The organism is Pedobacter gandavensis (assembly GCF_032678465.1).
GTDB classification, from domain to species: Bacteria; Bacteroidota; Bacteroidia; order Sphingobacteriales; family Sphingobacteriaceae; genus Pedobacter; species Pedobacter gandavensis_B.
The window spans coordinates 140,331-154,047 of record NZ_JAVTSK010000004.1 but is presented as its reverse complement, the minus strand read 5'-3'; the positions used below and the strand labels follow the sequence as shown (position 1 = coordinate 154,047).

At 39.7% G+C, this 13,717-nt stretch carries 13 protein-coding genes; 4 read left to right on the top strand and 9 right to left on the bottom strand.

The window, feature by feature from the left end; translation table 11 throughout:
* Positions 1-2: 2 nt before the first annotated feature.
* Positions 3-1,187 (top strand): Na+/H+ antiporter NhaA, encoded by a 1,185-nt coding sequence (gene nhaA, locus R2Q94_RS09285; protein WP_316821177.1) that lies wholly within the window; start codon positions 3-5, stop codon positions 1,185-1,187.
* Here nhaA and trpA read toward each other — a convergent pair.
* The 7 genes from trpA to recR all read right to left on the bottom strand — a co-directional run bounded on the left by trpA (position 1,177) and on the right by recR (position 7,505).
* Complete coding sequence (gene trpA, locus R2Q94_RS09280) at positions 1,177-1,944, bottom strand: tryptophan synthase subunit alpha (RefSeq protein WP_316821176.1); 768 nt, start codon at positions 1,942-1,944, stop codon at positions 1,177-1,179. The two genes, nhaA and trpA, sit on opposite strands and share 11 nt — an antisense overlap.
* A gap of 8 nt (positions 1,945-1,952) precedes the next feature.
* Positions 1,953-3,134, bottom strand: coding sequence for a tryptophan synthase subunit beta (trpB, locus tag R2Q94_RS09275; protein WP_316821175.1), 1,182 nt, complete (start codon positions 3,132-3,134; stop codon positions 1,953-1,955).
* 169 nt (positions 3,135-3,303) lie between these two features.
* Positions 3,304-3,951 carry a phosphoribosylanthranilate isomerase gene (locus R2Q94_RS09270; RefSeq protein WP_316821174.1) on the bottom strand — a complete coding sequence of 216 codons (648 nt, stop codon included), beginning with the start codon at positions 3,949-3,951 and terminating at the stop codon, positions 3,304-3,306.
* A complete protein-coding gene (gene trpD, locus R2Q94_RS09265) occupies positions 3,951-4,937 on the bottom strand; it encodes an anthranilate phosphoribosyltransferase (protein ID WP_316821173.1) in 987 nt (328 codons plus the stop codon). Before trpD ends, R2Q94_RS09270 begins: the two co-directional genes overlap by 1 nt.
* Before the next feature lie 274 nt (positions 4,938-5,211).
* Complete coding sequence (locus R2Q94_RS09260; protein ID WP_316821172.1) at positions 5,212-6,054, bottom strand: alpha/beta hydrolase; 843 nt, start codon at positions 6,052-6,054, stop codon at positions 5,212-5,214.
* Between the two features lie 12 nt (positions 6,055-6,066).
* Complete coding sequence (locus R2Q94_RS09255; protein ID WP_316821171.1) at positions 6,067-6,882, bottom strand: SDR family oxidoreductase; 816 nt, start codon at positions 6,880-6,882, stop codon at positions 6,067-6,069.
* A 5-nt stretch (positions 6,883-6,887) separates the two neighbouring features.
* Positions 6,888-7,505, bottom strand: a complete 618-nt coding sequence (recR, locus tag R2Q94_RS09250; RefSeq protein ID WP_316821170.1) for a recombination mediator RecR — start codon at positions 7,503-7,505, stop codon at positions 6,888-6,890.
* A gap of 78 nt (positions 7,506-7,583) precedes the next feature.
* On the opposite strand from recR, the gene R2Q94_RS09245 reads away from it, so the two are divergent.
* Together R2Q94_RS09245 and R2Q94_RS09240 are read left to right on the top strand one after the other, a co-directional pair.
* Complete coding sequence (locus tag R2Q94_RS09245; protein ID WP_316821169.1) at positions 7,584-9,092, top strand: sodium:solute symporter; 1,509 nt, start codon at positions 7,584-7,586, stop codon at positions 9,090-9,092.
* Positions 9,093-9,110: 18 nt separating this feature from the next.
* Positions 9,111-9,818 (top strand): TIGR00730 family Rossman fold protein, encoded by a 708-nt coding sequence (locus R2Q94_RS09240; RefSeq protein WP_062547368.1) that lies wholly within the window; start codon positions 9,111-9,113, stop codon positions 9,816-9,818.
* A gap of 164 nt (positions 9,819-9,982) precedes the next feature.
* Here the strand turns inward: R2Q94_RS09240 and R2Q94_RS09235 are convergent, their stop codons facing one another.
* Both R2Q94_RS09235 and R2Q94_RS09230 read right to left on the bottom strand, forming a co-directional pair.
* Positions 9,983-10,573: a DUF502 domain-containing protein gene (locus R2Q94_RS09235; RefSeq protein ID WP_316821168.1), complete on the bottom strand. Its 591-nt coding sequence runs from the start codon at positions 10,571-10,573 to the stop codon at positions 9,983-9,985.
* 9 nt (positions 10,574-10,582) lie between these two features.
* Positions 10,583-13,042: a bifunctional UDP-N-acetylmuramoyl-tripeptide:D-alanyl-D-alanine ligase/alanine racemase gene (locus R2Q94_RS09230; RefSeq protein WP_316821167.1), complete on the bottom strand. Its 2,460-nt coding sequence runs from the start codon at positions 13,040-13,042 to the stop codon at positions 10,583-10,585.
* Between the two features lie 124 nt (positions 13,043-13,166).
* On the opposite strand from R2Q94_RS09230, the gene R2Q94_RS09225 reads away from it, so the two are divergent.
* Positions 13,167-13,706, top strand: a complete 540-nt coding sequence (locus tag R2Q94_RS09225) for a regulatory protein RecX (RefSeq protein WP_316821166.1) — start codon at positions 13,167-13,169, stop codon at positions 13,704-13,706.
* Positions 13,707-13,717: the final 11 nt, after the last annotated feature.

The following is a 13,717-nucleotide window of genomic DNA, read 5'->3' as shown; positions in this document are numbered from 1 at the left end:
ACATGGCGAAACTCTTAAACTTACAAGCATTCAGGGATTTTTTCCGTTCCGGACAAATTGGAGGCATCATACTTTTGATTTGTGTGGCGATCTCCTTATTTATAGCAAACTCTTCTTTTAGCACTGGATTCGCAAATTTGCTGAGCACAGAGCTGGGCTTCAACTTTGGCAGCACCAGCATCTCTTATACCGTTTCTGCATGGATTAACGATGCTTTAATGGCCGTGTTTTTCTTACTGGTAGGCCTGGAAATCAAAAGAGAACTTCTGGAAGGAGAACTGTCTTCCATGAAGAAAGCCTCTTTGCCGGTTATCGCGGCAATGGGCGGAATGTTGGTTCCTGCAGGGATTTACTTTGCTTTTAACCGGGGCACAGCTGCCGCAGGTGGCTGGGGTATTCCAATGGCTACCGATATTGCTTTTGCACTGGCCATCATTTCGATGTTGGGTAAAAGTGTTCCTACTTCTTTAAAAGTGTTTTTGGCAGCATTGGCGATTGTAGATGATCTGGGCGCCATACTCGTGATTGCCGTATTTTATACCAGTGAGGTACATTTTGATTACCTGTTAATGGCTGGAGGCGTTCTGGCAGTGCTGTGGTTATTCAATTACCTGAATTTAAAAGCATTATATTTTTACCTGATTCCGGGAATTTTTCTTTGGTATTTCATCCACCATTCGGGAATTCATGCAACTATCGCAGGTGTATTATTGGCTTTTACTATTCCTTGTAATGAGACCAATGTAGAATCTCCTCTGGAAAAACTGGAACACCTCTTAAATGGCCCTGTGAATTACTTAATCATGCCTATTTTTGCTTTGGCAAACACCAACATTACCTTTCAGAAGGAAATGCTTGGTGGCCTGGTTTCTCCATTGGGAATGGGCATTATCCTGGGGCTGTTTGCCGGAAAAACAATAGGGGTTACGCTATTTTCATGGCTGGCAGTAAAACTCAAACTAGGAACTTTACCTTCCAGATCCGGATGGAAGCACATCATCGGATTGGGCATGCTTGCCGGAATTGGTTTTACCATGTCTATTTTTATTTCCCTATTGTCTTTCAGCGACGAGATGCAGGTTACGGAGGCTAAATTTGCCATCCTTTGCGCCTCTATTATTGCTGGATTAGCAGGTTTTATTTACCTGAAATCAATCCATAATAAAAAGAAAGCCATTACGGCTTAAATGTTTTCATAAATTCTTTCACGCTACCGGAAACATCATCGGCTTTGAGGTTCTTTACAAAAGCACTACCGATGATGGCTCCGTTGGCAAACTGACAAGCTTTGTCAAAGGTTGCTTTGCTGCTGATGCCAAAACCAATCATTGTTGGGTTCTTTAAATTCAAACCTGCTATTCTTGAGAAATAAGCCTCGGTACCTTCTGAAACCTGTAGATTTTGTCCGGTGGTAGCTGAAGAAGAAAGCAGGTAAATGAATCCATTACTTAAAGTATCAATCTTTTGAATTCGCTCGGGAGCCGTTTGAGGCGTCACCAGGAAGATATTGGTTAAACCATGTTGTTTAAAATCATCGGCATAAAACTCTTCATACTCTGCCATTGGAAGATCGGGAACGATACAACCATCTACCCCTACTTCCGCACATGATTTGCAAAAATTAGCCACACCATATTGTAATAAAGGATTCACATAGCCCATTAACAATACCGGGATACTCACTGTTTTACGCAGGTCTTTCAACTGCTCAAACAATAATTTAAGTGTCATTCCAGCATCCAATGCGGCTTTACTGCTGGCTTGAATCACCGGACCATCGGCAACAGGATCAGAATAAGGAAAGCCGATTTCCAATACATCTGCACCAGATCTTTCCAACTCTTCTGCAATGGCTACTGTATCTCCCAAATTCGGATAACCCGCAGTATAATAGATGGATAATATATTTTTTTTCTCTTGAAATAACTTATTAATTCTATTCATTGCTCTTTTTATAAACCAAAATACTTCATATAGGTATCCATGTCTTTATCTCCCCTGCCGGACAAACAAACTACTACATTTTCCTTACCTGTAAACTCCATTTTCTCTAAATATGCCAGGGCATGTGCACTTTCAATTGCAGGGATAATTCCTTCCAATTGCGTCAGTAACAGGCCAGCCTGTAAAGCTTCATCATCCGTTACAGAAACATACTGCCCCCTTTTTGTTTTAAACAAATGTGCATGCTGAGGGCCAACACCCGGATAATCCAAACCTGCTGATACGGAATAAGGCTCAATCACCTGTCCGTCTTCAGTTTGCATCAGAATACTTCTACTGCCATGCAATACACCTTCTTTACCTAGTGCGGTAGTTGCAGCAGAATGTCCGCTATCTACGCCCATACCAGCCGCTTCAATTGCAATCAGTTTTACATTCTCATCATTGATAAAATGATAGAACATGCCCATAGCATTACTTCCACCACCTACGCAAGCCAATACATAATCTGGTTGATCATTCCCTGTCTGCGCCAATAATTGTTTTTTTGTTTCTTCAGAAATGATGGATTGGAAAGTAGCCACCATATCCGGATAAGGATGTGGCCCTACTACAGAACCAATGATATAATGGGTATCTACCGGATTGTTGATCCAGTCGCGCATCGCCTCATTGGTTGCATCTTTCAATGTTTTACTACCGGAAGTTGCCGGAACCACAGTAGCCCCCAGCATTTTCATTCTGGCCACATTTGGAGCCTGACGCTGGATGTCAATTTCGCCCATATAAACCACACATTCCAAACCACGTAAAGCACATACCGTAGCGGTAGCTACACCGTGTTGTCCGGCACCGGTTTCTGCGATGATACGTTTTTTACCTAAACGTTCTGCCATTAAAATCTGACCAATGGTATTGTTGATTTTATGTGCTCCTGTATGGTTCAAATCTTCTCTTTTCAAAAAGATATTGGTTCCATACTTTGCAGATAAGCGCTTAGCCAGATACAATGGGGAAGGTCTGCCCACATAATCCTTTAACAATTGATGAAACTCCTTTTGAAAGCCTTCATCAGCGATAATTTCCAGGTATTTGGTCCTTAACTCTTCTACGTTAGGAAACAACATTTCAGGGATATATGCGCCTCCAAAATCTCCAAAGTATCCCTTTTCGTTTACAAAATAGTTCATAATCTTGTTCTTATTTCTTTTATTGATCTTGATCAGATTGTTTTCAGGTTTGTTTATTCTCCATAAAACAAGACTCTAAATCAAGATCTTTCTGTTTTATTCTAATGTTATTATTCTCGCTTCGTTTCCAGGATTTCATTAATTTAAATCTAGATCCTTTAATCAAAGTTTAGGATAGTTTACTGATAAATGCTTTCAATTTACTCAGGTCTTTTAAACCAGGTTCTATTTCAAATTTACTATTGACATCAATGGCAAATAGCCTTTGGTCTTTCATTCCATTTAACAATTCTGCGCTTTCTACACCAATACCACCACTTAAAAAATAGGGAACATTTAAAGTATATTTATCCAGAATTTGCCAGTTGAACTGCCTGCCAGAACCACCATGATCCGGGCTTTGTGTGTCGAATAAAAAATAATCAACCAGGCCAACATAAGCGTTCAATTGATCAAAGTCAAAGTCATCACTTAGCCCAAATGCTTTAATCAATTGGACGTTTCCGGCATTCTCCCTGTTTAAGCTTAATTTCAGTTCCTCACAATACTCAGGAGATTCAGCGCCATGTAGTTGCAAAGCATTTAAATGATACTTATTCAAGAGCTCCAGTACCATATCCTGCGTTTCATTTACAAAGACACCTGTTTTCTTTATGTTTTCAGGTAGGTTGGCCAAAACTTCCGGCGAAACTGCTCCTGCATAACGTTTAGATCCTTTAAAAAAGATAAAGCCCAGGTAGTGGGGTTGTAAAGCGGCCACTTCGCTGATGTTTTCGGGATGCAGCATCCCACATATTTTCAATAGCGGATAACTCATTACCCAATCAGACTTTTAAAGCGTTTCAATGCGTTTTTGCTAAACAAAGATTCTTCTGCTTCATAGAAGCAATCGGCAAAAGATTTGGTGTCATCTATAGTTTGCAAGGCCAATGCCGCATTACAAAGCACTACATTATGCTGTGCATCTGTTCCCTCTCCATTTAAAACCTTCATAAAGATTTCTGCAGAAGAGGCAACCGTATCGCCGCCTTTGATGAGCGACTCATCCATCTCTTCAAAACCGATATCTGAAACCTTAACCAATGCTTCTCCTTTTTTACTGAATACTTTATAGTCGCAGGTCAGGGAAACCTCATCAAAGCCATTTACAGCATGAAGAATCGTATAGTTTTTATCGGTATCCTGATATAAATAGGCATATAAACGGGCAAGTTCCAGACTAAATACGCCTACCAATTGATTTTTCGGCTGTGCCGGATTACACATTGGACCCAACATATTGAAGAATGTTTTCACTCCTAATTCTTTACGAATAGGTGCTACAGTTTTCATCGCTGGGTTAAACAATGGCGCATGGATAAAGCAGATTCCTGAAGTATCAAGGTTTCTCTTTAAGGTATCGGCATCGCTTGTAAACTGATAACCCAGGTATTCAATAACATTGGAAGAACCGCAGCCGGAAGAAACACCATAATTACCATGTTTTGCTACCTTATTTCCGGTTCCTGCCACCACAAAAGAAGCCAGTGTAGAGATGTTGAAGGTATCTTTCCCATCACCACCAGTACCACAAAGGTCCACCAGTTCAAAATCTGAAAAGTCGAGCTTTACACATAAGTCCAGCATCGCATCTCTAAATCCCTGTAGTTCTTCAACAGTAATGTTACGCATCCCGTAAGCAGTGATAAAGGCTGCAATTTGCGAAGTATTGAACTCACCTAAAGCAATAGCAGTCAGTATTCTTTGTGCCTCAGCTCTGCTGAAGGTCTTATTTTCAAATAAGTGATTAAGTATTTTCTTCATGGGTATAAAACAAAAAAGGTTGCTTAAAAAGCAACCCTCAAAATATTTTTATGTAAATAAAACGTTCAAATAGGGGGTTACACTACGCTATTGCGTTGTGCCACCACCAAAGATTAAGTCCGTTTGTTTGTATCATCTGAAGCAAAGATGGAATAGTTTTTATTATTTGCAAAATTTTTCTTAAAATATTAAACAATTAAGACCCTAATCCAGCAGAATTAGCAAAAATTGATAATTTTCATTTAGTTAGCCAAATGAAATTTTAGACATGGGATTAATATTGCGCCACGAAATCCAGGATCTTTTGGTACAGCTGGTTGTTTCCAAAGATCATCTGGCTAATCATGCCTACATGTTTTTTTCCCTTAATCACCGTTAGTGTACTGGGCACCTGCTGCCTTGTCAGCTCTTTCTGGATACGTTCTGATTGTAATTGTATAGCCGGGTAGGTTTTTTCACCATAAAAAATCAAATGAGGATTCCTGATGTGTTCCACATAGTTTAATGGTGATCCCTTGGTCCATGTTTCAGGATCCGTTGTAAATGTGCGAATAAAGTTATGGTAATTGTCGTCCTTCTCGGCTTTGCTCAAATACTCGTTCATATCCAGGCCGAAAGCGTCATTTAAAATGACCCCGCTGATTTTCCCTTTAAAGCCCGCTTTTTCCAGGTATTGAGGATCTGCATTGATCAGCTCTGAAAGGTGGCCTCCTGCCGAATGCCCCATCAGGAATATCCGTTCCGGATTCCCCCCATAAGCAGCGATGTGCTGGGATACCCAGTTAACCGCCGTTGCACAATCCCCAGCCATTTGCGCATATTGCTGATTTGGAGCTAAACCGTAATTGATCATCACTGCTACCAGTCCCTTACGGGCCAGATTTCTACCCAGCCACCAATAAGTTTCTTTTTTACCTCCAGACCAGGAACCTCCATGAATAAAAATGATCACTCCCTTTTTAGCGAGGGTATCTTCCGGATAATAAATATTTAACTGGTTGCTGACCTTGCCTTGCTCCTTACCGTAATCGATATTTTTAGCCAGCCTGATCTGGGCAGCAGTAGTAAATATTTGTCCAACAAAAGCAAGTATCATAAATAACAACCTGGTTTTCATTATCCCTCTTTTTTATTTAATCAGCGCGTTCTTCTCTTTGGTAAAATGATTGAACACCAATTTATCCGCCAGTGCAGGCAACAGTTTATTGATCCATACCGTTAATTTCCCTTGTCCTGTCATGATCAATGTACGTTTTCTGGCTGCAATACCATTTACAATCCGATGCGCAACCTCATCTGAAGTCATCATTTTACCTTCTTCCATACTGGTTTCCCCATGTGCAAGACCATCTTTTGCCAATGCCGTAACACGGATATTTGAGGCCGTAAAACCAGGACAAGCCACCATTACATGTACTCCTGTCTTTAACAGCTCTGTTCTTAATGCTTCCATAAATCCGTTCATGGCAAATTTAGAGGCCGAATATCCGGTACGTCCGGGCAACCCGCGGTAACCTGCAATAGAAGATACGCCAATTACACTGCCTTTGGTTTTCAAAATTTCAGGTAAAGCATATTTTGTGCAATATACGGTACCCCAAAAGTTCACATCCATCAGGTTTTTCAGGACAGAAAGATCAAGATCATTGAACAAAGCACGCATCGATAGTCCGGCATTATTAACCAGCACGTCGATTTTACCAAAACTTAGCATGGCTTGCTTAGTCAGCTCCTCACAGTCCTTTTCCTTGCTCACATCAGCTTGAACTGCCACTGCACGAATGCCATATTTTTGTTCTAATGCTGCAGTTATTTCACAAAGGGTCACATATTGTCGGGCAGCAAGCACCAGATTTGCACCACGTTTTGCGAATTCTTCGGCACAGGATTTCCCTATACCTGATGATGCACCGGTAATGATGACTACTTTATTCTTAAAATCCATGCTGATTATTTGATTAATGAGTTTTCATAAGGGACTCTGGTAACGATAGAGCGTCCCAAAGTTATTTCGTCTGCATATTCCAGTTCACCACCAAAAGCAATTCCACGTGCAATTGCTGTGATCGGTATTTGAAAATCTTTCAGACGTTTATAAAGATAGAAAAGCGTGGTATCCCCTTCCATCGTAGCGCTCAATGCCAGGATCACTTCCTTAACCGGACTTGTGGCCACACGTTGCACTAAAGAATCAATAAAAAGATCTGCCGGACCAATGCCATCCATCGGAGAGATTAAGCCTCCCAATACATGATAGACGCCGAAATATTGACCCGTATTTTCTACGGCCATCACATCTCTGGTGTCCTCAACCACGCAAATAATTTCCTTATCACGCTTATTAGCCGTACAGATTTCACAATGTAAATGGTCTGAAATATTATGACAAACCGCACAATGTTTGATCTCTTGTCTAAGTTTAATAATGGCGTTTCCGAAATTCGAAACCTCTTCCTGTTCCTTGTTTAACAGGTGTAAAACCAAGCGTAATGCGGTCTTTTGTCCGACTCCCGGTAACTTTGAAAATTCGTTGACAGCGTCTTCAAGAAGCTTAGAGGAAAAGTTCATTTTACAAATTTAGATTTATCTTCCGTTATTTGATTTTTAAAATTTGATTTTCTTACATTTAGCTGCTAAAAACATACTATGAGCCCAGCTATACTTTTGTCTTTTTTAATTGGTTACTTCCTCCTATTGATCATCATTGCTTTTGCTACTTCCAAGAAATCTTCAGACAATGCCACCTTTTTTATAGCGAACAGGAACTCAAAATGGTATTTGGTTGCCTTTGGAATGATTGGGACTGCCTTATCTGGTGTTACATTTATTTCCGTTCCAGGAGAAGTTGGTTCCCCTTCTGGTAATCAGTTCCAATATTTTCAGTTTGTACTGGGAAATGCAGTTGGTTTTATCATTATCGCGACTGTATTGCTCCCGCTATATTATCGGATGAAGCTCACCTCCATCTATAGTTATATTGAACAGAGACTAGGCTTTTACAGTTATAAAACCGCAGCATCTATCTTCTTAATCAGCAGAACTATCGGATCTGCCTTTCGCTTGTATCTCGTTGTCATTGTGTTGCAGCGCTTTATTTTCGACAGCTATGGTGTTCCATTCTGGGTAACGGTATTGATTTCTCTGGCTTTAATCTGGTCCTATACTTTTAAAGGCGGACTAAAAACCATCATCATTACGGATACTTTACAAACGTTCTTCCTGGTATTATCGGTTTTTCTAACCCTCTATTTCATTTGCAGCAGTTTGAATATGAACATCCCTCAGGCTTTTGAGGCGATTAAGACCAGTGGTTATTCCAAAATTTTCTTTTACGAAGACTTTATGACGAATGGTTTCCATTTCAGCAAACAGTTTATCGGTGGTGTATTTGTGACCATTGCTATGACCGGTTTGGATCAGGATTTGATGCAAAAAAACCTGAGTATGAAAACCATTGGCGAAGCACAAAAAAACATGTTTACTTTCACAGGAATATTTGTCATCCTGAACATCTTTTTCCTAAGTGTGGGCGCTTTACTATACATCTATGCCACAAAAAATGGCATCGCAATTCCTTTAGATCACATCACAGGGAAACCAAGAACAGATTTTCTTTTCCCGGAAATCGCCCTTAATCATTTGAGCATTGTACCTGCAATCGTTTTTATGCTGGGCTTAACTGCCGCAACTTTTGCTACTACAGACTCCGCATTAACTGCATTAACCACCTCATTCTGTGTAGATTTTCTACATATGGATAAGGGCGACAATGCGAATGCAGCTGGCGCAGTAAAGAAAAGACATCTGGTACACATTGCGTTCTCCTTATTAATGTTTATTGTGATCATCGTTTTCAATACTTTAAATGATGAATCCGTCGTTAAAGGTATCTTTAAGGTGGCCTCCTATACTTATGGCCCATTACTTGGTTTATACAGTTTTGGTCTTTTCATGAAGCAAAGAGGACTTCATGATAAATTAGTACCTTTAGTATGTATCCTGTCGCCAGCCATCTGTTACCTACTCAATGCCAATTCTGCCAGCTTATTGGGCGGATATACCTTTAGTGTAGAACTGATCCTGGTGAACGGATTGATCACCTTTATTGGACTGTTACTGATCAGTAAAAAAACAGCATCAAAAACAAGATTTTAAGACTTAAATACCTATAGAATGACAAGTGAAGAGAAAATTAGAAGCGCATTTGAAAACAAAAACTGGCAGGAAATAAAAGTTACGGATTCCTGGCAGATCTTCAAAATCATGGCCGAATTTGTAGACGGCTTTGAGAAATTAGCGAAAATTGGTCCTTGTGTATCCATCTTTGGATCAGCAAGAACTGCGGAAACGAATAAATACTATGAGATTGCGGTTGAATGTGGGCGATTGCTTACAGAACGTGGATATGGGGTAATCACTGGTGGTGGTCCCGGAATTATGGAAGCGGGAAATAAAGGTGCGCACATGAATGGTGGAAAGTCTGTAGGATTGAACATTGACCTTCCATTTGAGCAGTTTCACAATAAGTACATTGACCACAATAAATTACTGGAATTTGATTACTTCTTCATCAGGAAAGTCATGTTCATGAAGTACTCTCAAGGATTTGTTGTTTTACCAGGTGGAATGGGAACAATGGATGAGCTTTTTGAGGCGATCACCTTGATTCAGACTGGCAAAATTGCCAGATTCCCAATTGTTTTGGTAGGAAAAGAATACTGGGGTGGTTTGGTAGACTGGATTACCTCCACGATGCTGAACAAAGAACATAACATTCATGCGGAGGATTTGAATCTGTTTAGGTTGGTAGATACCGCAGAAGAAGCTGCAGAGCATATTTTCAGATTCTACGACAAGTATGTCTTGAAACCAAACTTCTAATTGATATACTTCGTATTTCGATCAGAACTTAAATAAAAAAAGATAGTTGCTCCCCTCCTCACATCTTTAGCCGAAGAGCAAAAGATTTAAATGTCGGGCTCACAACTATCTTTTTGTTATTTACAACCGAAACTTATTTCCGGCTGAATAATTCATTTAATATATCAGATATGACTCACTCCACCCGAAACCACCAATTTCATAGCCTCAGCTGCAGTCATATTTAAAGGCTTGATTTTCTCATTTTTCACCACATAAACTTGTCCCGCGAAAGAATAGGAAAATGGAAAATACACAATAGATTCTCCTGGTAGACCAATGTTGCTCAAATCACTTTGTGTTAAGAATCCGATTCGTTTTAAATCGCCTTCTACTTCTACCAGTACCGGATTATTGAATTTCTTTTCATCTCCAACAAAGGCTTCTGTCAGGTCTTTGATAGAAGAATAGATAAATTTAAGAATAGGCAGTCTGTCCAGTATTCTGGCAAACCAGTTATACATGGGTTCAGTTACAAAATTGGTCACGAAAATACCAGCAACTAATGTAATGGCTACCACCAATGCCAAACCCAGACCAGGGATATTCCTACTCGCTCCGGTTTGAGGATCCACACCCAAAATATTGTTTACGTTTAACCAGCTGTCGACCGTGGTTACCGCTACAATCACAATAAAAATACTTAGCGCTATAGGCAATACAATTAAGAGTCCTTTGATAATATATCTTAATAAGGCTCTACCGATTCTGTTCATGCTGCAAAACTACTCATAAAAATAAATCCGTTTCACCCTTTGTGAAATATTCGTTAAAATCTCATAAGGAATGGTTCCAATCTGTTCAGCAAGCATTGCTATCGTCAGCTTTCCATTAAACAGGATCACTTCGTCGCCAGTTTTCACCTCCAGTCCGGTCACATCGAGCATGCACATATCCATACAAATAACCCCAACAGTTGGCACCAGCTGACCATTCAGCAACATTTTCCCTACCCCATTACCAAACCTTCTGGTATAACCATCAGCGTAACCAATTTTAACTGTTGCAATGGTCCCTCCATTCGGTAAAAGTCCTTTTCTGCTATAACCAACAGTCTCATTTGCTTTAATTTCTTTTACCTGCGTAACGGTAGTTTTTAATACTGCCACAGTTTGCAATCCTTTATTCTGGTTCAAACCACCATCATGACCATATAAACCAATGCCCAGACGCACCATGTCCAGTTGCGCTTCCGGATGACGGGAGATACCTGAGGTATTTGAAATGTGCCAGATAAACTTATAATTGAGCCCATCTTCAATGTTTTTCGCAAATGACTTAAACCTTTGAATTTGATACTGAGTAAATTCATCATGCTGAATTTCATCACTTCCTACCAAATGAGAAAATGCCGAAACTACTTTTACCTTTTTACTATTTTGAATGGTTTCAAGTAAATCAGTAAGGTCAGTTTCTTCGAAACCGAGTCGGTGCATTCCAGTATCAATTTTAAGGTGAATCGGATAATCAACAGCGCCCTCCGGAAGAAATTTAATAAAGCCATTCAGAATATCGAGGTTATAAATTTCCGGCTCTAACTTATATTTAACAATCGCATCAAAGGCAGAAGGCTCCGGACTCATCACCATAATCGGCAAAGTAATCCCTCCTTTTCTCAAAGCTACCCCTTCATCTGTATAAGCCACTGCCAGGTAATCCACTTTATGGTATTGCAATACGTTGGCAATTTCAAAGCTTCCGCTTCCATAGGAAAACGCTTTCACCATGGCCATAATTTTAACACCTGGTTTCAGTTTATTGCGGTAAAACTGCAGGTTCTCCGCCAGGGCATTCAGGTCGATTTCCAGGACCGTATCATGCACTTTTTGGGTAATCATTTTACTGATTCGCTCAAATTCAAATTTCCTTGCTCCCTTTACCAATATGGTTTCATCATAGAAATGAATAGCCGGGAAATGGTCTATAAAATCTTGTGTACTTTCATAGAATGAGGTTTCCAGGTCAAACAAGGAAGCCATAGAAGAGATATTTGGGCCAATACCAATCAATCTATGCAGGTTCTTCTGCTTTAACAGATCTGCAATTTCCGCATAAAGCAGGGATTCCTTTTTACCGGTTTCCTGTAGATCAGACAGAATTAATGTTTTCTTAGGGTGTTGATTCTGAAGGTTCAGAAAGTCCAGGGCAATGGCGAGAGAAGGAATATCTGCGACATAAGAATCATCTATTACAGAACATTGGTTGATGCCGTTCTTCATCTCCAGCCTCATCCCTACCTTATTTAACTTTTCAAGACGGGCATCTGCCACTTCTGCTGAATAACCTAAAGAAAGTAAAGTTGCCCAGCAGATGATTCCATTTTCTACAGAAGCTCTGTCGCTGAAAGGGATCAGGCATTCTATTTCCGTTCCTTTATATATTGCCCTGATATAAGTCTTATCTTCTATGGGTTCTATAAAAGAGACCTGAAGATCCGCTTTCTGCGTTAAACTCCAGGAGAACTTACTTTGTCCGGGTAAATCCTTAGTTGGGATTCCATTCGTGTACTCCGGAGAATAAATGAAGAGTTCAGTATCTTTAAAGAGCTTTAATTTTTCCAATAATTTTGCTTTCACTGAAGGAAAACCTTCGGCATGAGCTTCACCTATATTCGTTAAAATTCCAATTGTTGGTTGAATGATGGACTGAAGTGCTTCCATTTCATTTTCTTTGGAGATTCCGGCTTCAAAAATCCCCATGGTATGTTCGCGCTGGATATTCCAGACCGACAAGGGTACTCCTATCTGAGAATTGAAACTTTTAGGACTGCGGATGATATTAAAGTCTGCAGCCAAAAGTTGGTAAAGCCATTCTTTGACTACCGTTTTTCCATTGCTACCCGTAATAGCCAATACTTTTAAATCGAATTGATTCCGGTGAACAATGGCCAGGGTCTGTAAAGCCTGACTCACATTTTCAACCAATAGCATATTTGCATCAGGAAAAGCATTTAAATATTGTTCCTCACTGATCACAAAACTTCGGATACCATTATCGTAAGCATCCTTTAAAAACTCATGACCATCACGTTTCGCCTTTAAGGCAAAGAATAAAGAACTTTCGGGATCAATCACTGTTCTGCTGTCAATCACTAATCTGGTAATGATCAATTCTGGTTGAGGAACAAAAGCTTTTGCATGAAGAAGTGTTGCAAAATGGCCGATGGAATAGGTAGTACTGCTCATGGTTTCAAAATTAAAAGATTTGTAGCGATAACCCTCCTTAACCTGTGTTTTTTTGATCAATTAGATGAGCTGTTGTTCTGGTACTAATAGTAACTGTTTGTATGAAAAACGTCAATATTCTAATATGTACAAAGATTTTAAATTCCGTCGGCAACGATTGTGTAATATTGTAACATTGGAAAATTCAGATAAAAAAACCGTAAAGTACGATCAGAAAACAGCTTTATTCAAAGCTGAACATTATTGTGCCTACCAGGAACGTGCACAACAAGAGGTCAGGGATAAGCTATATGAATGGGGATTAAGACCAGATGAAGTGGAAGAGAACATTTCTGAACTGATCAACACCAACTATTTAAACGAAGAGAGATTTGCTCAGGCTTATGTTTCCGGTAAGTTTAACATCAAAAAATGGGGTAAAATTAAAATCAAGCAGGCCCTTAAATTAAAAAAGGTCCCTGAGAAAATGATTTTAAAAGCGCTGAACACGATTGATTATGATGATTACCTGAAGGCAATATTGATTTCTGCGGAGAAAAAGTCGAATTTAATCAAAGAAACAGATCCTTATAAAAGGCGAAATAAGCTCATCACCTATCTCATGACAAAGGGTTTTGAAAATAATTTAGTGATTGAAGTATTGAAAGACAACAACTTACACTAACCACTAAAATT

Excerpts from the sequence above, each read along its gene's own strand:
- trpD (WP_316821173.1), bottom strand. The coding sequence starts at position 4,937 with ATGAAGAAAATACTTAATCACTTATTTGAAAATAAGACCTTCAGCAGA.
- trpA (WP_316821176.1), bottom strand. The coding sequence starts at position 1,944 with ATGAATAGAATTAATAAGTTATTTCAAGAGAAAAAAAATATATTATCC.
- R2Q94_RS09255 (WP_316821171.1), bottom strand. The coding sequence starts at position 6,882 with ATGGATTTTAAGAATAAAGTAGTCATCATTACCGGTGCATCATCAGGT.
- trpB (WP_316821175.1), bottom strand. The coding sequence starts at position 3,134 with ATGAACTATTTTGTAAACGAAAAGGGATACTTTGGAGATTTTGGAGGC.
- R2Q94_RS09270 (WP_316821174.1), bottom strand. The coding sequence starts at position 3,951 with ATGAGTTATCCGCTATTGAAAATATGTGGGATGCTGCATCCCGAAAAC.
- R2Q94_RS09230 (WP_316821167.1), bottom strand. The coding sequence starts at position 13,042 with ATGAGCAGTACTACCTATTCCATCGGCCATTTTGCAACACTTCTTCAT.
- R2Q94_RS09240 (WP_062547368.1), top strand. The coding sequence starts at position 9,111 with ATGACAAGTGAAGAGAAAATTAGAAGCGCATTTGAAAACAAAAACTGG.
- R2Q94_RS09235 (WP_316821168.1), bottom strand. The coding sequence starts at position 10,573 with ATGAACAGAATCGGTAGAGCCTTATTAAGATATATTATCAAAGGACTC.
- nhaA (WP_316821177.1), top strand. The coding sequence starts at position 3 with ATGGCGAAACTCTTAAACTTACAAGCATTCAGGGATTTTTTCCGTTCC.
- R2Q94_RS09225 (WP_316821166.1), top strand. The coding sequence starts at position 13,167 with ATGTACAAAGATTTTAAATTCCGTCGGCAACGATTGTGTAATATTGTA.
- R2Q94_RS09245 (WP_316821169.1), top strand. The coding sequence starts at position 7,584 with ATGAGCCCAGCTATACTTTTGTCTTTTTTAATTGGTTACTTCCTCCTA.
- recR (WP_316821170.1), bottom strand. The coding sequence starts at position 7,505 with ATGAACTTTTCCTCTAAGCTTCTTGAAGACGCTGTCAACGAATTTTCA.
- R2Q94_RS09260 (WP_316821172.1), bottom strand. The coding sequence starts at position 6,054 with ATGAAAACCAGGTTGTTATTTATGATACTTGCTTTTGTTGGACAAATA.